The organism is Bradyrhizobium sp. USDA 4011 (genome assembly GCF_054063415.1).
On sequence record NZ_JBSSGG010000001.1, the window covers coordinates 237,826 to 258,391 of the forward strand.

General features: G+C 64.1%; 21 protein-coding genes. 10 read left to right on the forward strand and 11 right to left on the reverse strand.

Annotated elements, in window-relative coordinates; all coding sequences use genetic code 11:
- Nucleotides 1-12: 12 nt before the first annotated feature.
- Nucleotides 13-411: a DUF2306 domain-containing protein gene (locus ACVW1C_RS01260; protein WP_207840954.1), complete on the reverse strand. Its 399-nt coding sequence runs from the start codon at nucleotides 409-411 to the stop codon at nucleotides 13-15.
- 256 nt (nucleotides 412-667) lie between these two features.
- Nucleotides 668-1,162, reverse strand: a complete 495-nt coding sequence (locus tag ACVW1C_RS01265; RefSeq protein WP_097672149.1) for a single-stranded DNA-binding protein — start codon at nucleotides 1,160-1,162, stop codon at nucleotides 668-670.
- 443 nt (nucleotides 1,163-1,605) lie between these two features.
- Between ACVW1C_RS01265 and ACVW1C_RS01270 the strand changes: the two genes are divergently transcribed.
- The 6 genes from ACVW1C_RS01270 to ACVW1C_RS01295 all read left to right on the forward strand — a co-directional run bounded on the left by ACVW1C_RS01270 (nucleotide 1,606) and on the right by ACVW1C_RS01295 (nucleotide 9,533).
- A complete protein-coding gene (locus ACVW1C_RS01270) occupies nucleotides 1,606-2,349 on the forward strand; it encodes an outer membrane protein (protein WP_456756829.1) in 744 nt (247 codons plus the stop codon).
- A gap of 424 nt (nucleotides 2,350-2,773) precedes the next feature.
- On the forward strand, nucleotides 2,774-3,859 hold the full coding sequence (locus ACVW1C_RS01275; protein ID WP_456756830.1) for an IS4 family transposase: 1,086 nt from the start codon (nucleotides 2,774-2,776) through the stop codon (nucleotides 3,857-3,859).
- A gap of 194 nt (nucleotides 3,860-4,053) precedes the next feature.
- Nucleotides 4,054-4,683 (forward strand): outer membrane protein, encoded by a 630-nt coding sequence (locus ACVW1C_RS01280; protein WP_456756831.1) that lies wholly within the window; start codon nucleotides 4,054-4,056, stop codon nucleotides 4,681-4,683.
- Nucleotides 4,684-5,040: 357 nt separating this feature from the next.
- A complete protein-coding gene (gene uvrA / locus ACVW1C_RS01285; protein ID WP_456756832.1) occupies nucleotides 5,041-8,016 on the forward strand; it encodes an excinuclease ABC subunit UvrA in 2,976 nt (991 codons plus the stop codon).
- Between the two features lie 117 nt (nucleotides 8,017-8,133).
- A complete protein-coding gene (locus ACVW1C_RS01290; RefSeq protein ID WP_456756833.1) occupies nucleotides 8,134-8,481 on the forward strand; it encodes a co-chaperone GroES in 348 nt (115 codons plus the stop codon).
- A complete protein-coding gene (locus ACVW1C_RS01295; protein ID WP_456756834.1) occupies nucleotides 8,481-9,533 on the forward strand; it encodes a hypothetical protein in 1,053 nt (350 codons plus the stop codon). The genes ACVW1C_RS01290 and ACVW1C_RS01295 overlap by 1 nt, the downstream gene beginning before the upstream one ends.
- A gap of 93 nt (nucleotides 9,534-9,626) precedes the next feature.
- On the opposite strand, the gene ACVW1C_RS01300 is transcribed toward ACVW1C_RS01295, so the two are convergent.
- The gene (locus ACVW1C_RS01300) at nucleotides 9,627-9,995 is read right to left on the reverse strand and encodes a VOC family protein (RefSeq protein WP_456756835.1); all 369 of its coding nucleotides are present in this window, start codon (nucleotides 9,993-9,995) and stop codon (nucleotides 9,627-9,629) included.
- Nucleotides 9,996-10,151: 156 nt separating this feature from the next.
- Complete coding sequence (locus ACVW1C_RS01305; RefSeq protein ID WP_456655766.1) at nucleotides 10,152-10,484, reverse strand: PRC-barrel domain-containing protein; 333 nt, start codon at nucleotides 10,482-10,484, stop codon at nucleotides 10,152-10,154.
- A gap of 275 nt (nucleotides 10,485-10,759) precedes the next feature.
- Between ACVW1C_RS01305 and ACVW1C_RS01310 the strand changes: the two genes are divergently transcribed.
- Both ACVW1C_RS01310 and ACVW1C_RS01315 read left to right on the forward strand, forming a co-directional pair.
- A complete protein-coding gene (locus ACVW1C_RS01310) occupies nucleotides 10,760-11,323 on the forward strand; it encodes a hemerythrin domain-containing protein (protein ID WP_456756836.1) in 564 nt (187 codons plus the stop codon).
- Between the two features lie 167 nt (nucleotides 11,324-11,490).
- Nucleotides 11,491-11,802, forward strand: a complete 312-nt coding sequence (locus ACVW1C_RS01315; protein WP_456762975.1) for a c-type cytochrome — start codon at nucleotides 11,491-11,493, stop codon at nucleotides 11,800-11,802.
- Nucleotides 11,803-11,869: 67 nt separating this feature from the next.
- Here the strand turns inward: ACVW1C_RS01315 and ACVW1C_RS01320 are convergent, their stop codons facing one another.
- The 3 genes from ACVW1C_RS01320 to ACVW1C_RS01330 all read right to left on the reverse strand — a co-directional run bounded on the left by ACVW1C_RS01320 (nucleotide 11,870) and on the right by ACVW1C_RS01330 (nucleotide 14,274).
- Entirely contained in the window at nucleotides 11,870-12,808 is a 939-nt protein-coding gene (locus tag ACVW1C_RS01320; protein ID WP_456756837.1) for a YVTN family beta-propeller repeat protein, read from the reverse strand.
- Between the two features lie 2 nt (nucleotides 12,809-12,810).
- Complete coding sequence (locus tag ACVW1C_RS01325) at nucleotides 12,811-13,350, reverse strand: SRPBCC family protein (protein ID WP_456756838.1); 540 nt, start codon at nucleotides 13,348-13,350, stop codon at nucleotides 12,811-12,813.
- 156 nt (nucleotides 13,351-13,506) lie between these two features.
- Nucleotides 13,507-14,274 (reverse strand): AAA family ATPase, encoded by a 768-nt coding sequence (locus tag ACVW1C_RS01330; protein WP_456756839.1) that lies wholly within the window; start codon nucleotides 14,272-14,274, stop codon nucleotides 13,507-13,509.
- An 83-nt stretch (nucleotides 14,275-14,357) separates the two neighbouring features.
- Between ACVW1C_RS01330 and ACVW1C_RS01335 the strand changes: the two genes are divergently transcribed.
- Nucleotides 14,358-14,681, forward strand: coding sequence for a hypothetical protein (locus tag ACVW1C_RS01335; RefSeq protein ID WP_456756840.1), 324 nt, complete (start codon nucleotides 14,358-14,360; stop codon nucleotides 14,679-14,681).
- Between the two features lie 155 nt (nucleotides 14,682-14,836).
- Nucleotides 14,837-15,922, forward strand: a complete 1,086-nt coding sequence (locus tag ACVW1C_RS01340) for an IS4 family transposase (protein ID WP_456756841.1) — start codon at nucleotides 14,837-14,839, stop codon at nucleotides 15,920-15,922.
- Between the two features lie 315 nt (nucleotides 15,923-16,237).
- Here the strand turns inward: ACVW1C_RS01340 and ACVW1C_RS01345 are convergent, their stop codons facing one another.
- The 4 genes from ACVW1C_RS01345 to ACVW1C_RS01360 all read right to left on the reverse strand — a co-directional run bounded on the left by ACVW1C_RS01345 (nucleotide 16,238) and on the right by ACVW1C_RS01360 (nucleotide 20,514).
- Nucleotides 16,238-17,113: a PCC domain-containing protein gene (locus ACVW1C_RS01345; protein WP_456756842.1), complete on the reverse strand. Its 876-nt coding sequence runs from the start codon at nucleotides 17,111-17,113 to the stop codon at nucleotides 16,238-16,240.
- A gap of 4 nt (nucleotides 17,114-17,117) precedes the next feature.
- Nucleotides 17,118-18,758, reverse strand: a complete 1,641-nt coding sequence (locus ACVW1C_RS01350) for an acyl-CoA synthetase (protein WP_456756843.1) — start codon at nucleotides 18,756-18,758, stop codon at nucleotides 17,118-17,120.
- Between the two features lie 225 nt (nucleotides 18,759-18,983).
- Nucleotides 18,984-19,385 (reverse strand): SPW repeat protein, encoded by a 402-nt coding sequence (locus tag ACVW1C_RS01355; RefSeq protein WP_456756844.1) that lies wholly within the window; start codon nucleotides 19,383-19,385, stop codon nucleotides 18,984-18,986.
- Between the two features lie 184 nt (nucleotides 19,386-19,569).
- Nucleotides 19,570-20,514 carry a tetratricopeptide repeat protein gene (locus ACVW1C_RS01360; RefSeq protein ID WP_456756845.1) on the reverse strand — a complete coding sequence of 315 codons (945 nt, stop codon included), beginning with the start codon at nucleotides 20,512-20,514 and terminating at the stop codon, nucleotides 19,570-19,572.
- Nucleotides 20,515-20,566 lie beyond the last annotated feature (52 nt).

Sequence of the window (20,566 nt, forward strand, 5' to 3'; positions counted from 1 at the left end):
ACTTCGCTTCCCTCAGTGCCCGAACACCACTGCGTGCATGATCCGCCCGGGCATGAAGGTGAACAGGCCGGCAATGACCAGCGCACCGAAGAAAATGCCGATCATCGTGAACTTGTGGCGGCGGACGTTGTGGCTCCGCGCGGCCGTCACGCCGAGCACCAGCATGACCAGCGAGAAGATCGACAGCAGATGGATCGGGCTCCACGGGCCGACCAGCTTGATCTGATGGATCCAGAACGAGCTCCCGGCGACCAGCAGCATCAGGATCACCCAGATCCAGCCCAGCGTCCGGTGCGGCAGCGTGCCCTTCGGTGCGGCGAGCTGGATGGAGCCGAGCACGAAGGCCGCCATCGCGGCAAAGGCATGGAGCGGGATCGCAGGCGCAGCGTCGAGCAAAGGCGCGAGGCTCATGATGGCAGCCCTCGAGTGAAGCTCGCGGCCAGACGTCACGTGCCGCAGGGCAATGTAAATATCATTTACATCGACCTGTGTCAAAGTCTAGGGAACTTGTGCGACCCACTGGATGTTAGTTAAATATGATCAGATGGATATGAGGTTATCCTCATAATCCACACAAGGACCTAGCCTCACGCGTCATACCGCCGTTCCGGGAAATGAATCTTCACGGAACGGCGTCTGACGGGATCGCGGAAACCGCGACCTGCGGTCAGAACGGGATGTCGTCGTCCATGTCGCTGTTGCGGCTGCCGCCGCCGGCGGCAACCGCACGGCGCGGCGCCGAGCTGACCGGACCGGACGAGCCGAAATCGCTGCCGCCGCCATCATCGGCGAAGCTGCCGCCTCCGCCGCCTCGCCCGTCGAGCATGGTGAGGTTGGAGTTGAAGCCCTGCAGCACGACCTCGGTCGAGTACTTCTCGACGCCGCTCTGGTCGGTCCATTTGCGGGTCTGCAACTGCCCCTCGATGTACACCTTGGCGCCCTTCTTCAGATACTGCTCGGCGACCTTGCAGAGCCCTTCGTTGAAGATCACGACGCGGTGCCACTCGGTCTTTTCCTTGCGCTCGCCGGTGCCCTTGTCGCGCCAGGTTTCCGAGGTGGCGATGGAAAGATTGGCGATCGGACGGCCGTCCTGAGTCCGCCGGATTTCCGGATCCTTGCCGAGGTTTCCAACCAGGATCACCTTGTTCACGCTTCCTGCCATCGCATCATCTCCACTCAAAAACCGGGCGCCGGACATCGGCCGCCACTCTCAACCATCGCCACTTACTTGCAGGCGTCGCGAATGACCTATACGGCCGGTGCCGGCTCGATGCCCTCGCCGTCGCGCGGTTATCCACGATTATCAAAGTATAGCACCGCAGCCGACACCGTTCCAGTTTTGTTCGCCACAACCAGCCGTAGAAGCGACCGATGGCGATGGCGCGGCCGCCGATTTCGGTCCCGGTCACCATCGCGCTCGGTATTTCAATAAAATGTAATTTAAATCAACGACTTGCCTCGCCGACACTTCGTCCGCGAGTGTTGCATTTGGGAGACGGCGGTTCCGGTTGAATCAGGATATAGGTACCAGTATCAGACGGGCGCTCGCGTCTGAGATCGCGCTTCGGGACCTTTGGAAGCCGATTGGGAGCTGGGGGTTTGATTATGAAGAAGTTTTTGCTCGGCACGGTTGCCCTGATTGCGTTCGCTGCGCCTGCCGCGGCTGCGGATCTGGCTGCGCGCCCCTACACCAAGGCGCCGCCGATGATCGCCGCCGTCTATGACTGGAGCGGCTTCTACATCGGCGCCAACGGCGGCTGGGGCTCGAGCCACAATTGCTGGGACCAGGTCCCGGGCGGCGTCCTGCTTGGCTCGGATGGTTGCCATGATGCGACCGGCGGCGTTGCCGGTGGCCAGATCGGCTATCGCTGGCAGGCGGGCACCTGGGTGTTCGGCCTCGAAGCGCAGGGCGACTGGGCTGACCTGAAGGGCAGCAACAACAGCGCGATCTTCCCGGGCCTGTTCACCAACCAGAGCAAGATCGACGCGTTCGGCCTGTTCACCGGCCAGATCGGCTACGCCGTCAACAACGTGCTGCTCTACGCCAAGGGCGGTGCGGCGCTGACCGACAACCGCTTCAACACCTACTTCACGCCGACCGGCGTCCTCGCCGGCAGCGCGAGCGACACCCGCTGGGGCGGCACCATCGGCGCCGGCATCGAAGTCGGCTTCGCGCCGAACTGGACCGCTGGTGTCGAATACGACCACCTGTTCATGCAGGACAAGACATACAACCTCACCACCCCGACCGGCGCGCTGTTCAGCAGCATCCGCGATCGCCAGGACGTCGACCTCGTCACCGTCCGCGTGAACTACAAGTGGGGCGGCCCGGTGGTTCCGCGCTACTGATCGCGCGACAAGGATTTGATCCAGACGAAAGGCCGGCCTCGCGCCGGCCTTTTTGTTTGCGCGGCCCGTTTGTTTGCGCAGCCGAGCGCACTGGACCAGCGCCACAAATCAAACGTGGTCGAACACAAGAGCCGGTCTTGCGCCAGCTTTCTTCTTGCGAGCAAGCGCAAGCCTCGCCTGGGCCGTTTTCCGTGCATTGTGGTTTCACGGATACACAACTTCCAAGATTTCTATGTAGAAACACGCGAGCGTCACACGACACTGCTGTGACGTTCCCTTCAACGTTTGAAGGGACAACAAGAAAATGGGACTGGGACTTTGAAAATCAGGAATGTTTTGCTGGCATCGGCCCATAGGCGCTAAAATAGGATTTGCGCGTTGAATTTGTATGTGATTCCAAGAAGGGATGAGACACGAATCGCTTGTGAACGAAGACTGGGCGCGTGTTGTTGCTCGGCTTGGTGGGGCTGAGGCTCTGGAGGTTGGCGCGCGCGAGACGAAGGCGTTTGTTCGTCCGCGCGAGATCACCAATGCGGTTGATTTGCTGCGGCTGATCCTTGCGTATTGTCTGGGCACGCGGGGTTTGCGGCTGACGGCGGCGTGGGCGACGTCGGTGGGCCTTGTCGACATCTCCAACGTGGCTCTGTTGTATCGCTTGCGTCAGTCCGGAGATTGGCTGGCGCAACTGATAGGTCAGGCACTTGCGAGTGGTGCGCCGAAGGCAAGCCGCGGTCGGCTGATCCGCATCGTTGACGCCACGACGGTCCCCAAAGCCGGAACCGAGGGCAGGCAAAACAACGCAGTGTGGCGTATCCACAGTGCGTTCGATCTTCCGCAAGAGCGCTTTGGGCACTTCGAGCTGACCGATGAGGGCGCAGGCGAGACACTGGATCGGATACCCGTGACTGCCGGCGAGATCCGTCTTGCCGACCGTGCCTACCTGCAACCAGAGCGCATGGCGCATCTGGTCGATGCCGGCGCGGACTTCGTGATCCGCGCGGGCTGGAAGAGCGCGCGTTGGCTGGATCGCAACGGCAACCTTGTCGATCTCATCGCAGAGCTGCGCAAGGCCTTGGCAGGCGGCATGATCGATCGACCGATCTGGATAGAGCGCAAGTCCGGTGCGCAACCGCTTGCTGTGCGCTTGGTCGCGGTCAAAAAGCCGGCGCATGCGGCCGCGGAGGCGCGACGCAAGGCACGCAGGACAGCCCAGAAGGGAGGCCATCAACTCTCCAGGCAAACGCTTGAGGCCGCAGATTGGGTAATCCTGGCGACCTCGCTCAAGGGCGAGGACTTCACGGCTGCTGACGTCATTGCCCTCTACCGGTTGCGATGGCGGATTGAGCTCGGCTTCAAGCGGCTGAAGAGCTTGATTGGCTTGAAGGGACCTCCCGGAACTGACCAGCGGTCCGCTAAACCCCATATCCTCGCTCACCTGCTGATCACTCTACTGCTCGAGCCGTTGGTCGACGAACTCGAGGACTCTCCCCGCTTGGACGAAGCCGCCTGACCGGACCTTCCGCATGGCGCCTGCTACGTCAGCTCATCGCCTCATTGCTCCAAGCCGTCATTCCCCAACCCACGATCGCTTGTCTGCGCAGAGCAAGCCGTGCTCTCCGGCGACATCTGCGCGAGCCCCCCAGACGCAAGCGCCGCTATCAGGCAATGATCAAACTATCTTAGCGCCTATGGGCATCGGCCGGCATGTTTGCCCTCAGCGCAATTGCACCGGCAATGGCCGCCGATATGGCGGCCCGCGCGCCTTACGTGAAGGCGCCGCCGCCGGCCGCGATCTACAACTGGACTGGCTTCTACATCGGCGGATTCGGTGGCTATGCCAGCGAGGAATCCGGCACCCCGAAGATGGAAGGCGGCTTTGCCGGCGGCACCGTCGGCTACAACTGGCAGGCCGGTAACATCGTGTACGGCCTCGAGGCCGACGGCGCCTGGGCTGACGTCGACGCTTCGGTGAGCACGCTCGGCGTCACCGTGAAGAGCAAGGTCGACGCGCTCGGCACCGCGCGCGGCCGCATCGGCTTCGCCGTCGACAAGGTGCTGTTCTACGGCACCGGCGGCTACGCCTGGGTCGACAACAAGATCAGCGTCAGCGCGCTCGGCGTGACCGCTTCACAGAGCAACTTCCACTCCGGCTGGACCGTCGGCGCCGGCATCGAGGCGTTCATCGCACCGCAGTGGTCGGTCAAGGGCGAGTACCTGTATCGCAGCCTCGGCAGCGAGACCTACTTCGGCGTTCGCTCCCCCGACCTCAACCTGCACAGCGTCCAGTTCGGCGTGAACTATCACTTCGGCGGCCCGATCGTCGCCAAGTACTAAGCCAGGTACTGAGACCGATCTGCGATCAGATCGCACGGAAAGGCCGGCCTCGCGCCGGCCTTTTTGCGTAAGAGCGTTTTCGACCGAAGCGGATCCCGGTTCGCGTAAGGAAACCGCGTCGAAACAGAAATCCAGAGCCCCGTTCCGATTCCATCGGAACGGGCCCTGCCGGAACCGGGCCCTGCTGACGGCTGCTGCCATCAGGCAAACTATCCGTTGATGGACGCGACTCAGCACTGGAAATTGTCGGCCGTTCTTCCTACGTTCCAGTCTTCTCACCCATCGGCGCAAGGTCCCGGTAGCACCGGCGATGCGCGCCCAAAAAAGGCGCCCGATCATGCGCCCGGAAATGTCGCTATGGATGAAGTGCTCAAGGCGAAGCGCCAACAGAACGCCGGCTCCTCATCGCGCGCCATCACGATCCGCGGCGCGCGCGAACACAATCTGAAGAACATCGACGTCGAGATTCCGCGCGACAAGCTCGTGGTGTTCACCGGCCTGTCCGGCTCCGGCAAGTCATCGCTCGCATTCGACACGATCTATGCCGAGGGCCAGCGCCGCTACGTCGAGTCGCTGTCGGCCTATGCGCGCCAGTTCCTCGAGATGATGCAGAAGCCGGATGTCGACCAGATCGACGGCCTGTCGCCGGCGATCTCGATCGAGCAGAAGACGACGTCGAAGAACCCGCGCTCCACCGTCGGCACCGTCACCGAGATCTACGACTACATGCGCCTGCTGTGGGCGCGCGTCGGCGTGCCCTATTCGCCGGCCACCGGCCTGCCGATCGAGAGCCAGATCGTCTCGCAGATGGTCGACCGCGTGCTGGCGCTGCCGGAAGGCACCCGCCTCTATCTGCTGGCGCCGGTCGTGCGCGGCCGCAAGGGCGAGTACAAGAAGGAGCTCGCCGAGTACCTCAAGAAGGGCTTTCAGCGCGTCAAGATCGACGGCACCTTCCATGAGCTCTCCGAGGCGCCCGCGCTCGACAAGAAATTCCCGCACGACATCGACGTCGTGGTCGACCGCATCGTGGTGCGCCCCGACCTCTCCCAGCGCCTCGCGGAAAGTTTCGAGACCGCGCTGAAGCTCGCCGAGGGCCTCGCCGTGATCGAATACGCCGACGCGCCGGCGGCGGCACCGGCCGAGGACAAGAAGAAGACCGCAAAGATCCACGACAAGAGCGGGCCCGAGCGCATCCTGTTCTCGGAGAAGTTCGCCTGCCCGGTCTCCGGCTTCACGATCCCCGAGATCGAGCCCAGGCTCTTTTCGTTCAACAACCCCTATGGCGCGTGTCCCGCGTGCGGCGGCCTCGGCGTCGAGCAGCATATCGACGAGGACCTGGTCATCCCCGACAAGGAGCTGACCTTGCGCAAGGGCGCGATCGCGCCGTGGGCGAAATCGTCCTCGCCCTATTACATCCAGACCCTGACCGCGCTCGGCAAGCACTACAAGTTCACGCTCGATACCAAGTGGAAGGACCTGACCAAGAAGGTGCAGGCCGCGCTGCTGCACGGCTCCGGCGACGACGAGATCAAGTTCTCCTATGAGGACGGCGTCCGCTCCTACGACACCAAGAAGCCGTTCGAGGGCGTCGTCACCAACATCAACCGCCGCTACCGCGAGACCGAAAGCGAATGGGCGCGCGAGGAACTCGGCAAGTATTTCTCCGACGTGCCCTGCGCCGGCTGCAACGGCTACCGGCTGAAGCCGGAGGCGCTGTGCGTCAAGATCGGCGGCAAGCACATCGGCGAGATTTCCGAGCTCTCGGTCAGGCGCGCCGGCGAATGGTTCGAGACCGTGCCGGAAGCGCTGAATGCGCAGCAGAACGAGATCGCGACGCGCATCCTGAAGGAGATCCGCGAGCGCCTGACCTTCCTGCTCGACGTCGGCCTGAATTACCTGACGCTGTCGCGCTCCTCAGGCACGCTGTCCGGCGGCGAGAGCCAGCGCATCCGCCTGGCCTCGCAGATCGGCTCGGGGCTGACCGGCGTGCTCTACGTGCTGGACGAGCCGTCGATCGGCCTGCACCAGCGCGACAATGCCCGCCTGCTCGACACGCTGAAGCGGCTCCGCGACCTCGGCAACACCGTGGTCGTGGTCGAGCATGACGAGGACGCCATTCGCTTGGCGGATTATGTGCTCGATATCGGGCCGGGCGCCGGCATGCACGGCGGCCACATCGTCGCCGAAGGCACGCCCGACCAGATCATGCGCAACCCGAAATCGCTGACCGGCAAATACCTCACCGGCGAGCTTTCGGTCCCGGTGCCCGAGCGGCGGCCGCCCAACCACCGGCGCACCATCAAGGTCATCAATGCCCGCGGCAACAATCTGAAGAACGTCTCGGCCGAGATCCCGCTCGGCCTGTTCACCTGCGTCACCGGAGTCTCCGGCGGCGGCAAGTCGACCCTGCTGATCGACACGCTCTACAAATCGATCGCACGCAAGCTGAACAATGCCAGCGAAGGCGCAGCGCCGCACGACCGCATCGAGGGCCTCGAGCACATCGACAAGATCATCGACATCGACCAGTCGCCGATCGGCCGCACGCCACGTTCGAATCCCGCGACCTATACCGGCGCCTTCACGCCGATCCGCGAATGGTTCGCCGGCCTTCCCGAGGCGAAGGCGCGCGGCTACGAGCCCGGGCGGTTCTCCTTCAACGTCAAGGGCGGCCGCTGCGAGGCCTGCCAGGGCGACGGCGTCATCAAGATCGAGATGCACTTCCTGCCCGACGTCTACGTCACCTGCGACACCTGCAAGGGCAAGCGCTACAACCGCGAGACGCTGGAGGTGCTGTTCAAGGGCAAGAGCATCGCCGACGTGCTCGACATGACGGTCGAGGAAGCCGCCGAGTTCTTCAAGGCTGTGCCGCGGGTGCGCGAGACGTTTCAGACCCTGCACCGCGTCGGCCTCGACTACATCCATGTCGGGCAGCAGGCCACCACGCTGTCGGGCGGCGAGGCCCAGCGCGTCAAGCTGGCGAAGGAACTGTCCAAGCGCGCCACCGGCCGCACGCTCTACATCCTGGACGAGCCGACCACCGGTCTGCACTTCCATGACGTCGCAAAACTGCTCGAGGTGCTGCACGAGTTGGTCGCGCAGGGCAACACGGTGGTGGTGATCGAGCACAATCTCGAGGTCATCAAGACCGCCGACTGGGTCATCGACCTCGGCCCCGAAGGCGGCGACGGCGGCGGCGAGATCGTCGCCTGGGGCCCGCCCGAGGATATCGTCAAGGCGCCGCGCAGCTACACCGGCAAGTTTTTGGCGCCGGTGCTGAAGAAGGCGAACAGCAAGCCGAGGAAGAGCTCAGCGAGCGAGGCGGCGGAGTAGCCTCTCCGCCTGCCTCGTTATGAACCTTGTCTCGGACCGAAATTCGGCGCAAACTTTCCTGTAGTTTTCTGTATCACGTCTTTATTTTTCGTCGGCCCATGGGGAGGGCATGTAGAGATGGTCAGATTCCGCCCACTTCGCGATCAGGTTGTCATTCGCCGGGTCAACGCCGAAGAGAAGACCGCCGGAGGCATCCTCATCCCTGATGCGGCCAAGGAAAAGCCAGCTCAGGGCGAGGTGATTGCAGTTGGACCGGGTGGCCGCGACGACTTCGGCAAGCTGGTTCCCCTCGATATCAAGGTCGGCGATTCAGTGCTGTTTGGAAAATGGTCAGGCACTGAACTCAAGATCGACGGTGAGGAACTCCTGATCATGAAGGAGTCCGATATCATGGGCGTGCTCGGGATGTCCGCGAGCTCGCTGCCTGGCGATCCGTTGATCAAGAAGCCTCGCGGCCTGAAATAATGCTGTCGAGCCTTCCGAAGCTCGCCGACCGCAACTTCATCATTGGCTTTTTCGTACCTGCACTGCTCGCAGCGCTTGTGGTGCTGTGGCTGTTCCGAGACAGCGACGGTGCCCAGCAGGTTTATGAAGCCGTCTGGAAGGAGAAGAAGTGGGAGGAAATCACGGTCTTTGCGCTGGGCGTGTGGGTGTTCTCGGTCGTGCTTATGCTCGTCAATCACCTCATCTACCGCATCGTTGAGGGCTACACAGCTCCAATGGCATGGCTGGGGAACAGCCGCCTCTGCAAGCGGAGGGAAACGTTGTCGCGAGAGCGGCAGACACTGATTGCCGAGGTCGAACGCGCGACCGTCGAACAGGCACAGGCCCGGCTCAACAAGCGTATTGACGCCATCGACCTGATTCTCGCCAAGGATTTTCCTCCCCTGAACTTCCCCGTTCTTCCGACCCGCTTTGGAAATGCAATTCGCGCCTTCGAGGCTTATGCGCTAGTCGTCTATGGCGTTGACTCCATCCCGGCGTGGGGCCGGTTAGCTGCCCTTGCACCGAAACCGCTCGCCTCGATGACCGCCGACGCGCGCGCCGAGGTCGACTTCTTCCTAAATGTGTTCGTCTTGAGCATGGCCTTGGCGTTGATCGCGCTCGGCCAGTTTCTGTGCAGCCTCTCGGACATCTATGCCGTCTGGCTCGCCCATTATTCCCGGCCACAACGGGCTCTTCTGGCGTGCACTGCGCTTTGCGCAGCGACCAGCTGGCTCGCCTACAACGGCGCAGTCTGGCGCGCCGTCGCCTGGGGCGAATGCGTCAAGACGACGTTCGATCTCGGCCTACCCAAACTAGCGAACACCCTTGGCTACGAATTACCCAAGGCCGGCAAGGAACGCCGAGAATTCTGGACTGCTTTCAGCCTGATGGCGCTCTATCAAGTGCCGATGGAGCCTTCATCGTTCCCGGCAGCCTCAAAGGCGCCGGCCGCCGGCTCGGGTGGAAGCAACGGAGACGGAGGCGCCGACAAGGCTAGCGACGGCGAGCAAGACGACGGGGATGCGGACTGAGTGCCCGAGCGATGGATCGCGTCGCCGGACAGGAAGTATGCCGCCGACTGGTGAAGCGGCGGACATTGACCGCTTTCGGCAAGGTCGCCTGTCTCAAATCCCGCGGCAAGTGGCTATCTGCCAGACATTTCCCCAGGCGTCGCGGACCGTCGCACGTCTATCGCCATAAGGCGTATCCGTAGGTGTCTCGATCGATTCAGCGCCTGCGGTAATCGCCCGCCGATAGGTCTCGTCCGCGTTCTCAACGTAGACATAGAGAAATGCTGGCATTGCCTCGCGTGTGCCTCCGCCATCGCTGATCAGGATGATCGAGTCTCCAATGCGAATTTCCGTTGGCGCTCCGGACCGAACTTCGCCCTCCGCTTTGAAAACGTCTCTCAGGAATCCCGCCAAGCCAGTGAGGTCGCGCGAGACAATTCGCGGTATGACGGAAGGCCAGCCGACGGGCTTGAATCGAGTCATCTGTCTGCCTTTGACTAGGCCACGACGATGCGTCGTGGATCAGAGCAGTAGCCCGCATGAGCGAAGCGACATCCGGGGGGCTCTGGCAGCCGCCGACGACCGTCCCGCATATCGCTTCGCTCATGCGGGCTACAACAACTGCCACTCACCTCCGCGCTACACCGCCCAATAATTCGGGTGCGTGTATGCGTGTGAGCGGTCGCCCCAGTCGAATTCGTCGCCGTCGAACTCGGACGGGCCGGTGCGCAGATCGTCCAGCGTCACCTCGGCCTCGAAGGCCTGGCGCTCGGGATCGAATTTCAAGGCCGTCCACCTGACCGGATAATGGTGGTGGCTGCTGAGCACGCCACCGGTCTTGATCACGGCGTAGGCCACCGTTCCGCTCACCTTGTCGAGCATCAGCCGCTCGATCGAACCGAGCTTCGTGCCGTCGCGCCCGAACACGCAGACATGCTCGACGCGGTCGCTGGGTACCAAGGTATGATGCATGGCATCCTCCCTATTTTCCCTGGTTCAATTGACATTATAGCACCAGAGCACGCCGGATGTGCAGAGATCGCATCCATCGCGGCGCGCCAAACCCGCCTGCTCACCGCCGCGACTTCACCCACCGCAGGCAATCCGTTAGCGGCCGCCGCGATGCCTTCGCGGCGATTCCCGACCTTGAGCCGTCAAGCAAATTCGGCGGCGCCTTGATCCAGCGCAAAGTCCGGGACGGTCTTTTCGTCTACTGATTCCTCAAATCTTCTGCGTGGATCACTGCCATGATCATCGACATTCTGTCCCGGGAACACCGCAATATCGAACGGCTGCTTACCGTTCTTGAGCATGAGCTGGACATCTTCGATCACGCCGGCCGGCCGGACTACGAGGTGATCGGCAGCGTCATCGCTTATTTCGAGGTCTACACAGAACTCTATCATCACCGGCAGGAAGATCTGATTTTCGCCAAGCTCCAGCTCCGCGATCCGGTCGCTGCCGCGAAAATCGGCGATCTTGCGCGCGAGCATCAAAAGGGCTCCGATCGCCTGCACCGCGTCGCGCATGCCGTCGCCAATGTGCGCGCCGGGGCCGAAATTCCGCGCGAGAATGTCGACGCCATCATCCGCGATTTCCTGGCGCACGAGCGGCGGCACATCATGATGGAAGACCGCGATTTCTTCCCGACCGCGGTCAAGGCATTGACGGCGCAGGACTGGGCCGAAATCGCGTCCACCCCTTCCCAACACAAGGATCCGCTGTTCAGCGATGCGACCGAAGCGCGGTTCGACGTCCTGCGCGACCATATCATCGAGCTGGAGAAGGAGGCGGAAGCCGAGCGGCACTAGCCACATCCCGCCGGCTGCCGGCACATCGACCCACATCTCGCCGATCACAATCCAATCGACTTCCGGAGACTCTCATGATGGGAATGAAATTCGGCGCCGCCTGCTCTGCCGGCAGCGTCGCGCTCGCCGCCGCCTTGCTCGCGACATCTCCAGCGCCGGTCCGGGCGATGGACGGTGACCCGATCGCGGGCCAGGCCATCTTCCAGCGCACCTGCGTGAACTGCCATTCGCTCGATGTCGGCGTGAACAAGGTCGGCCCGAGCCTGTGGCACGTCGTTGGCCGCCAGCCGGCGTCGGTCCAGGGCTTCGACTATTCGGACGCCATGCGGGGCAACAAGACGCCTTGGGACGCGGCGGCGCTGGATACCTACCTTGCCGATCCCCGCGGCGACGTTCACGGTGCGAAGATGTTCTTCAAGGGGCTGCCCGACGCCCATGATCGCGCCGACGTCATTGCCTATCTGAAGACCGCGCGCTGAAACTCGCAGCGCATGTGCGACGAAGGAGCCCGCATGTCGCTTCGCTCAGGCGGGCTACCGGCCGCACCTACTTCGTCCGCCTCAGAAAAGCCCCGAACGCCCTTGGGCCGTCGCCGACCTTGACCTCGCCGACCACCTTCAGCTCGGCGGCATCGATCACACTCAGCGTGTTGCTCTCCCAGTTCGCGACCACGATCCGCTTGCCGTCGGCCGTCGCCTCGGTGCCTTCCGGGTAATCGCCGACCGTGATCCGCTTCACGGGCTGCAAAGTCGCGAGGTCGAACACGCTGACCTTGCCGTCATACTGGTCGGTGACGAAACCGCGGCCCTGCGCCAGCGCCACGGCATAGGGGCGCAGGCCGGCATGGACGCGGCCGATCTCGCGCGCGGCCGCGATGTCGATCACGGAGATGTCGTTGGAGCCGACATTGGCAGTGTAGGCGCGCTTGCCTTCGGCATCGATGATGACGCCGAACGGACGGGTCCCGACCTTAACGATCCCTCGCCGCTCGTGCGCGGAAATGTCTGTGATCGACACGCTGTCGTCGTCGCGATCGGCCGAGAGCAACAGCCGCCCGTCCGGCGTCACAGCAAGCCCGGACGGCGAAGCGCCGACCGCAAGACTGGCGACGACCCGCCGCTCCCCGGCATCGATCACCCGCACCGCGGCGGCGAACCAGTCGGCGACATAGACGGTCGCGCCGTCGGGTGCCACCGCGATGCCGAGCGGCCCGCCGCCGACGTCGACCCGGCCGACCACCTTGCGCGCCGACGCGTCGACCACCGTGACCGCCTTGGCATCCGGGCTCGTCACATAGGCGAAGCGGCCGTCATGGCTGACGGCGACGCCCGCGGGCTTGCCGCCGATCGGGATGGTCGCAACCGGCTTCGAGGTCGAAAGATCGACGATTGTGAGATCGTCGCTGAGCTGGTTGGTGACGAACGCCTCCTCGGCGCGCGCGCCGCTGAAGCCGGCGAGCAGCGCCAGCAGCGCGATCGCGCGCATGCTCAGCTTCCGCTCTCGATCTTCTTCTTCAGCGCCGCCAGCCCGCCTCTGTAGAGCTCGCTCACCGCCTTCACCGCGGCCTCGTCGTTCAGCTCCGGCGGCGGATCGTTGTTCGGAAAGCCGCGATAGAACGCACCGGCCCATTCCAGCTTCGCCTTGCCGCCAGGCGCCGGCGACACCGACAGCGTCGAGGAGTAATTGGTGACCGGCAGCACCTTCACGTCGACAGCGGTGATCCGGTACGAATAGCTCATCATCTCGGGCTCGTATTTGTAGAGCTCCTCGTCGATGGTAATGCCGGGCGCCAGTGTCAGCCGCCGCGTGGCGCCGATCTCGTTGCCCTTCTCGCCCTCGGTCTTGGCGACACCGGCAAGCCAGCTCATGTCCTGGAAATTGCCGATCACGGCCCACACCTTGGCCTGCGGCGCATCGATCTCGATCGATTCCCGCACCTTCTGGCGGGTCGGCCCATGGGCCCATGCGGCTCCCAACACGGCCAATGCCACCACCACCACGCCGGCCTTCGCGATCGTCAGCCTCATCCTTGGTCTCTCCCGATGTCTGCCGGCCATGCGCCTTCCGGCGCATGCCACAGTTTATGATTGGGGTTTTAGATCAGGTCGGCGACCTGCTTCTTGCACCAGAGCGAAGTCGCGGCCGCCGGCTTCCCCGGGAGGCAAGCCTGCCGGGCATCAGCGTCAGTCCTCGATCGCCGCCTCGACGAACCCCTTCGGGTCGTCGCAGAACTCGCGCATCAGCCGGTAATGATCGGTCTCCCGCAGGCTGACCGGCTCGAGCCCGTATTTGCTCAGCCGCAGCAGCGTCGCGTCGGGATAGGCCATCAGGACCGGCGCATGCGTGGCCATGATCACCTGGCAGTGGCCGGTACCGTTCATCCGGTGCAGCAGCTTCAGGAATTCGATCTGCCGTGACGGCGACAGCGCGGATTCCGGCTCGTCGAAAATGAAGATGCCCTGCCGCTGGCAGCGCTCCTCGAAGAAGCGCAGGAAACCCTCTCCGTGGGAATGCGACAGGAAGTCCGGCGGCAGCTTGCCTGCGTCCTGCGCTGCCTCGTCCAGATACCTTGCCACCGAGAAGAAGCTCTCGGCGCGGAAGAACCAGCCGTTGGTGATTTTGGGCAGCCAGCTCGCGCGCAGCGCTGACGCCAGCGAGCCGCCCATTTTCTCCAGCGCACGACCATGGTCGACCGGCCGATAGCCCTTGCCGCCGCCGGCATCGTCATAGCCGGCCATCACGGCGATGCCTTCCAGCAGCGTCGACTTGCCGGTGCCGTTCTCGCCGACGATGATGGTGATCGCCCGGTCGAAGCTGAGTTCGAATTCGTCGCGCAGCAGCGGCAGCACGAACGGATATGCGTTGCGATCGGGAATGCGCCCGGGATCGAGCCAGACCCGCCTCAGATACGGCGCGGGCATGTTGATCGGGCGGTGTCGTGCTCTGGCCATCGGCGCGGATCCGGGGAAACAACGGCAGGTGGCCCAGCCTATATGATAGGAGCACGCCGCAATCCTAGATGGCCCGATGTCCCATGCCTAGCAAAGCTTACGCCCGCTTCCGCGAGGCGATCCTCACCGAGCAGCAAGTGGTTTGCATCTATGACGGCCGGCCGCGCGAGCTCTGCCCGCATATCATCGGCCACAACAAGAGCGGTGAAGAGGTCGTGCTGGCGTGGCAGTTCTCCGGCGAAAGTTCGGGCAAGCTGCCGCAATGGCGCTGCCTGCGGCTTGCCCGGGTCAGCGCGATCAGCTTGCGCAAGGGCCGCTGGCACGAGGGCGGCTCGCACCGCACCGAGCAGACCTGTGTCAGCGCGATCGACCTCGACATCAACATCCATGTCCGCAAGCGGCGATGAGCGGCCGGTATCTCTGATTTGGCCGACGGCGCGAGGCCCTCACCGACCGCGCAACACGCTGGGTGTCGTCCCGGCGAAGGCCCATAGGCGCTAAAATAGGATTTGCGCGTTGAATTTGTATGTGATTCCAAGAAGGGATGAGACACGAATCGCTTGTGAACGAAGACTGGGCGCGTGTTGTTGCTCGGCTTGGTGGGGCTAAGGCTCTGGAGGTTGGCGCGCGCGAGACGAAGGCGTTTGTTCGTCCGCGCGAGATCACCAATGCGGTTGATTTGCTGCGGCTGATCCTTGCGTATTGTCTGGGCACGCGGGGTTTGCGGCTGACGGCGGCGTGGGCGACGTCGGTGGGCCTTGTCGACATCTCCAACGTGGCTCTGTTGTATCGCTTGCGTCAGTCCGGAGATTGGCTGGCGCAACTGATAGGTCAGGCACTTGCGAGTGGTGCGCCGAAGGCAAGCCGCGGTCGGCTGATCCGCATCGTTGACGCCACGACGGTCCCCAAAGCCGGAACCGAGGGCAGGCAAAACAACGCAGTGTGGCGTATCCACAGTGCGTTCGATCTTCCGCAAGAGCGCTTTGGGCACTTCGAGCTGACCGATGAGGGCGCAGGCGAGACACTGGATCGGATACCCGTGACTGCCGGCGAGATCCGTCTTGCCGACCGTGCCTACCTGCAACCAGAGCGCATGGCGCATCTGGTCGATGCCGGCGCGGACTTCGTGATCCGCGCGGGCTGGAAGAGCGCGCGTTGGCTGGATCGCAACGGCAACCTTGTCGATCTCATCGCAGAGCTGCGCAAGGCCTTGGCAGGCGGCATGATCGATCGACCGATCTGGATAGAGCGCAAGTCCGGTGCGCAACCGCTTGCTGTGCGCTTGGTCGCGGTCAAAAAGCCGGCGCATGCGGCCGCGGAGGCGCGACGCAAGGCACGCAGGACAGCCCAGAAGGGAGGCCATCAACTCTCCAGGCAAACGCTTGAGGCCGCAGATTGGGTAATCCTGGCGACCTCGCTCAAGGGCGAGGACTTCACGGCTGCTGACGTCATTGCCCTCTACCGGTTGCGATGGCGGATTGAGCTCGGCTTCAAGCGGCTGAAGAGCTTGATTGGCTTGAAGGGACCTCCCGGAACTGACCAGCGGTCCGCTAAACCCCATATCCTCGCTCACCTGCTGATCACTCTACTGCTCGAGCCGCTGGTCGACGAACTCGAGGACTCTCCCCGCTTGGACGAAGCCGCCTGACCAGACCTTCCGCATGGCGCCTGCTACGTCAGCTCATCGCCTCATGGCTCCAAGCCGTCATTCCCCAACCCACGATCGCTTGTCTGCGCAGAGCAAGCCGTGCTCTCCGGCGACATCTGCGCGAGCCCCCCAGACGCAAGCGCCGCTATCAGGCAATGATCAAACTATCTTAGCGCCTATGGGCGAAGGCCGGGACCCATTACCCCAAATGCAAATTGTTACGCGATGCTGGAACGACGAGCCCCGCCTACAACGCCGGCCGCGGCGTATGGGTCCCTGCCTTCGCCGGGACGACGATGGGGGTTGAGCCTGCAACTACGGCTGCTCCGCCTCGTCCAGCACTTCCAGCACCAGCTCCATCGTCATCAGCACGGGATTGTCGCCGCGCACCAGGCGTCCCTCGGCGATGCCGCCGAGATAGTCGACCAGCGCGACGTCGAGACTGGCGCGCAATCGACGATTGGCGTCAGGCGCGATCTGCCCCGCGGTCACCGCGAGCTCGGTCGCGAACGGCACCACGCTGTGGCCATCGCTGAAGACCGCGCCGATGGTCGAGCCGACGCCGCCATGCAGCCGCGCGCGTAGGATGCCGTGCTGACGACAGAAGCCTTCCAGCGCACAGGCGAAATCCTGGTTCGGCCGCAGCCGCAACGCGAAGGCATGGCGCGTGGTCTTCGCCCCGCGCGGCGCGCTGGCGACCGGACCGAACAGCTTGAAATTGGTCTCGCTGTCGGGCTCGGCCACAAACGTCGCGCCGTCGATGCCGAACGCGCTGACCTCGAACGGCTCGGCGACGATGGTTTCATCCGGCAGCATGTGTCCGCCGTTGAAGCGGCCGTCGGCCTCGGTCCACAACCCGTGGCAATGGAAGAACGGTGTGCCGTCGCGTTCGCCGAAGGTCAGCGCCGCGAGCTTGAGCCGTGTCACGCCGTCGGGACGGAACGTGTCGCTGTAGAACGCAGCGTTGACGCCGTCCTTCGACAGCGCCGGCATCACATAGGCGAACGGCCCAAGCGCGCCACCCGTCGCGTTCAGCACGCCGCCGGCAAATCCCTCCGCCGCAAAGCCGCGGCGCACGGCTTCGAGCAAGGGAATGCCGGCCTGCAGCACGAAGGAAAAGGCGCGGCCGCGCGCGGCGACCCATTGGATGCGCTCGGGTATGGGAGCGCCAGGCTGGGCGATGCTGCGCATCGCCTCACGCGCCTGTCGATTTGGCGATCTCCTCGAGCAGCCCGCGCGCCTCGAGCTCGTCGCGGATCAGCCGCTTCGGCACCTTGCCGTAGCCGGACTTCGGCAGCGCCTCCCAGAAAAAGAAGCGTTTTGGCATCTTGTAGCGCGGCACCTTCGGCGCGAGGTACGCCGCAAGCTCCGCCTCCGCGACCGCCTCGGTGCCCTCCCGCGCGACGCAGACGGCGACACCGACTTCGCCCCAGAACGGATCGGGCACGCCGAGCACGGCGACCTCGCCGACCGCGGGATGGGTCAAGAGCTTCTCCTCGATCTCGCGCGGATAGATGTTGGAGCCGCCGGAGATGTACATGTCGGAGGCGCGGCCGGTGATGTAGACGAAGCCCTCCTCGTCCATGTGGCCGAGGTCGCCGGTGCGAAACCAGCCGTCGCGGAACGCCTTCGCATTGGCCTCGGGGTTGTCGTAATAGCCGGCGAACACACCGGGCCCGATCACGCAGATCTCGCCGGTCTCGAGCGGCTTCAGCTCGCGGCCGTCGTCGCCCTGGATCGAGACCTGCATGCCGGTGCGTTCGAAGCCGCAGGTGCCGATCCGCGCATGCGGTCCGTCCTCGGGATCGTGCAATCCGGGCGGCAGCACCGTGATGTTGCCGGTGACCTCGCCGAGGCCGAAATACTGCACCAGCACACAGCCGAGCTTGTGCAGCGCCGCCTTCTGGTCCTCGCGATACATCGGCGCGCCGGCGTAGATGATGTAGCGCAGCGAGGAGTGGTCATGCTGGTCGGCGGCGGGATGCTCGACCATCATCTTCAGGATGGTCGGCACCGTGAACATGTTGCTGACGCGGTATTTGGCGATCAGCCGGTACGCCTCGGCTATGTCGAATTTCTCCGACGACAGCAGGATGGTCGGCACGCCGCGCGCGGTCTGCACCAGCTGATGCACGCCGGCGCCATGCGACAGCGGCGCCACCACCAGCGAGGCGTCGTCTTCGGTGGTGCCGGGCATCAGATCGGCGAGATGGTTGGTGATCACGAAGGCCATCTGGCCGTGGGTCAAGACCGCGGCCTTGGATCGCCCGGTGGTGCCGGAGGTGAAGAAGAACCAGCAGGGATCGTCGTACTCGACCGGTGTGTTCTCGACCGCGGCACCGGCGTGCTTGGCGATGACGTCGCCGACGCTCGCCTCGCCGAATGTGCCCTCCTCGCCAATCCGCCAGACGAATTCGAGCGCCGGATTGGCGGCCGCCTTGGCGTGCTCGGCGAAATCGGCGTGGCACAGAAACGCCTTGGCGCCGGAGGCCGCCGCCAGATAGGCGACCTCGTCGGGCATCAGGCGGAAATTGGTCGGCACCCAGACCGCGCCGAGCCGGAAGGCCGCGAACATCGACCAGAACATCTCGTCGCAGTTCTTGGAATGCACCAGGATGCGGTCGCCCTTGCTGATGCCGCGCGCGGCGAGCGCCGCCGCCAGCGCCGAGACGTTCTGGTCGATATGGCGCCAGGACCAGGCCTTCTCGTTCCAGATGAAGCCGGGACGATCGCCATGGCGGCGGGCGTTCTGGGTCAGAATGTAGGCGAGGTTCATCACCCGGCGCGACACCCGCGCGATCCCGCCGCGCGGCGCGGTCGCCTCGGTCCCGCTCATTGCCGCCCCGCCGATACGCACAACAGACAGGGCATGGTCAGGACGGTCATCGGCTGTTTCCTCGGTCAGAACCGGGCGTCTTTAAGCGCCGCAAGGGATTGATGCCGCCCGGTTTATCGCCAAGCAGCGCGCCTCGGCAAGGCCCGCCGAACGCGGCGCGATGATACCGCGCCGGCGGCCGCCATCCCGACAATGCTTGGCCCGACAATACCTGGCCGGTGACCGCTATTGCGGATGCTTGGCCAGGTCCTGCTCGCTCAGGTTCCAGTCCTGCCAGAGCTGCAAAGCGCCGATCAGGGCGACCAGCCCGCCGAGCAGGATGTGCCAGAGCTGTAGCGCCTGGTCTTCCGAATAGCCGAAGATGTTGGGCGACGCGATCAGCCAGAGGCCGAGCCCGATGCTCGCCACCTCCTCCCAGCGATGCAGCGCGACATATTCGAGTTGGGCGAGGCCCAGCACAAGCATGCCGACCACGAAGCAGTTGAGCACCAGGTGGCTGCGCTCGACATCGACGACGTCGCTGACCTGGATCGGAAACCAGGGCGAGACCATGATCAGCACGCCGAGCAGCATGCCGAGCCAGTCCTCCCAGGGGCGGTGTGTGCCGAAGAAACGATTGTCCGACATGACGAACCTCCTTGCGACAAGGGGCATACGTCAGCGGCCGGCCTCACCACTCGGTACCAAACGACCTTTGGGCCGCATCCGGGGGCGTATGTCTGGGAACAAGCCTAATCGAATTGCATCGGCCCGCAAGGCCTGATCGGCGTGTGTGCGATGCGGCAGGATCGAGGGCGCCCGGCACCGCGCGTTAGCGTACCCCGCCGAGCCGGGCCAGTGCCTTCCTGGCGGACTTCAGATCGGGCTGCAGTTCCAGCGCCTTGCGAAAATCGGCCGCCGCGCCTTTGCTGTCGCCGAGCCGCAGCTTGGCCTGGCCGCGGTTGTTCCAGGAATAGACGTCGGCGGGATCGTATTGCAGCGCCTTGTCGTAGTCGGCGAGCCCGCCCTTGTTGTCGCCCTGAAAGAGCGGGATCATGCCGCGGTTGCGCCAGCCGCGCGCATCGGTCGGCGCAATCTTCGCCGCCTCGCCGTAATCGGCGGCAGCGCGATCGAGCTGCTCGGCATCGCGATAGACATTGCCGCGGTTGATGTAGGCAAGCGCGTTGGGCTCGAGCTTGATCTCGGTCGTGTAGTCGGCGATCGCATGCGCCGCGTCGCGCTTGCGGTAATAGACGAAGCCGCGATTGCCATAGGCCGCTGCGAGCTGCGGGTTGTATTTGATGGCGAGGCTGAGATCGGCCAGCGCGCGGTCGAGATCGCCCTTGTTGAGCCAGGCATCGCCGCGATTGTTGTAAGCCAGCGCGAAGGCCGGATCGATGCGGATCGCCTCGTCGTAATCGGCGATCGCATGATCGAGATCGCGCTTGAAGGCGTAAACCCGGCCGCGATTGGTGTAGGCGCAGGCATAGGCGGGATCGAGCTTGATCGCCTCGTTGAGGTCGGCAAGCGCGGCGTCGAGTTCGCGCTTCTCGGTCAGCCCGTGACCGCGGTTGCAATAGGCGCCGGCCAGCCGCCTGCCGGTTTCGGTCTTGCCGTCGATCACCGTGGTGCAGGCGGCCACGCGGTCGCCGGGCGCCGTCGTCAGGCCGACGCAGGCCTGCCAGCTCGGATCATCGCCAGCGGCGGCTTGCGAAGGATTTGGGAGCGTCAACGCGGCGCCGAGCAATGCGGCGGTCAGGCAGGCCAAAATGCGCATCTCGTCAATCCACAAATGTCAATTTGCGGGTTGGTCGCGGCTTTGCACCGGC

What these genes read in the sequence shown, in the direction of transcription:
- ACVW1C_RS01260 (WP_207840954.1), bottom strand. Translation starts at nt 411, where the DNA reads ATGAGCCTCGCGCCTTTGCTCGACGCTGCGCCTGCGATCCCGCTCCAT.
- ACVW1C_RS01265 (WP_097672149.1), bottom strand. Translation starts at nt 1,162, where the DNA reads ATGGCAGGAAGCGTGAACAAGGTGATCCTGGTTGGAAACCTCGGCAAG.
- ACVW1C_RS01270 (WP_456756829.1), top strand. Translation starts at nt 1,606, where the DNA reads ATGAAGAAGTTTTTGCTCGGCACGGTTGCCCTGATTGCGTTCGCTGCG.
- ACVW1C_RS01280 (WP_456756831.1), top strand. Translation starts at nt 4,054, where the DNA reads ATGTTTGCCCTCAGCGCAATTGCACCGGCAATGGCCGCCGATATGGCG.
- uvrA (WP_456756832.1), top strand. Translation starts at nt 5,041, where the DNA reads ATGGATGAAGTGCTCAAGGCGAAGCGCCAACAGAACGCCGGCTCCTCA.
- ACVW1C_RS01290 (WP_456756833.1), top strand. Translation starts at nt 8,134, where the DNA reads ATGGTCAGATTCCGCCCACTTCGCGATCAGGTTGTCATTCGCCGGGTC.
- ACVW1C_RS01295 (WP_456756834.1), top strand. Translation starts at nt 8,481, where the DNA reads ATGCTGTCGAGCCTTCCGAAGCTCGCCGACCGCAACTTCATCATTGGC.
- ACVW1C_RS01300 (WP_456756835.1), bottom strand. Translation starts at nt 9,995, where the DNA reads ATGACTCGATTCAAGCCCGTCGGCTGGCCTTCCGTCATACCGCGAATT.
- ACVW1C_RS01305 (WP_456655766.1), bottom strand. Translation starts at nt 10,484, where the DNA reads ATGCATCATACCTTGGTACCCAGCGACCGCGTCGAGCATGTCTGCGTG.
- ACVW1C_RS01310 (WP_456756836.1), top strand. Translation starts at nt 10,760, where the DNA reads ATGATCATCGACATTCTGTCCCGGGAACACCGCAATATCGAACGGCTG.
- ACVW1C_RS01315 (WP_456762975.1), top strand. Translation starts at nt 11,491, where the DNA reads ATGGACGGTGACCCGATCGCGGGCCAGGCCATCTTCCAGCGCACCTGC.
- ACVW1C_RS01320 (WP_456756837.1), bottom strand. Translation starts at nt 12,808, where the DNA reads ATGCGCGCGATCGCGCTGCTGGCGCTGCTCGCCGGCTTCAGCGGCGCG.
- ACVW1C_RS01325 (WP_456756838.1), bottom strand. Translation starts at nt 13,350, where the DNA reads ATGAGGCTGACGATCGCGAAGGCCGGCGTGGTGGTGGTGGCATTGGCC.
- ACVW1C_RS01330 (WP_456756839.1), bottom strand. Translation starts at nt 14,274, where the DNA reads ATGGCCAGAGCACGACACCGCCCGATCAACATGCCCGCGCCGTATCTG.
- ACVW1C_RS01335 (WP_456756840.1), top strand. Translation starts at nt 14,358, where the DNA reads ATGCCTAGCAAAGCTTACGCCCGCTTCCGCGAGGCGATCCTCACCGAG.
- ACVW1C_RS01345 (WP_456756842.1), bottom strand. Translation starts at nt 17,113, where the DNA reads ATGCGCAGCATCGCCCAGCCTGGCGCTCCCATACCCGAGCGCATCCAA.
- ACVW1C_RS01350 (WP_456756843.1), bottom strand. Translation starts at nt 18,758, where the DNA reads ATGAGCGGGACCGAGGCGACCGCGCCGCGCGGCGGGATCGCGCGGGTG.
- ACVW1C_RS01355 (WP_456756844.1), bottom strand. Translation starts at nt 19,385, where the DNA reads ATGTCGGACAATCGTTTCTTCGGCACACACCGCCCCTGGGAGGACTGG.
- ACVW1C_RS01360 (WP_456756845.1), bottom strand. Translation starts at nt 20,514, where the DNA reads ATGCGCATTTTGGCCTGCCTGACCGCCGCATTGCTCGGCGCCGCGTTG.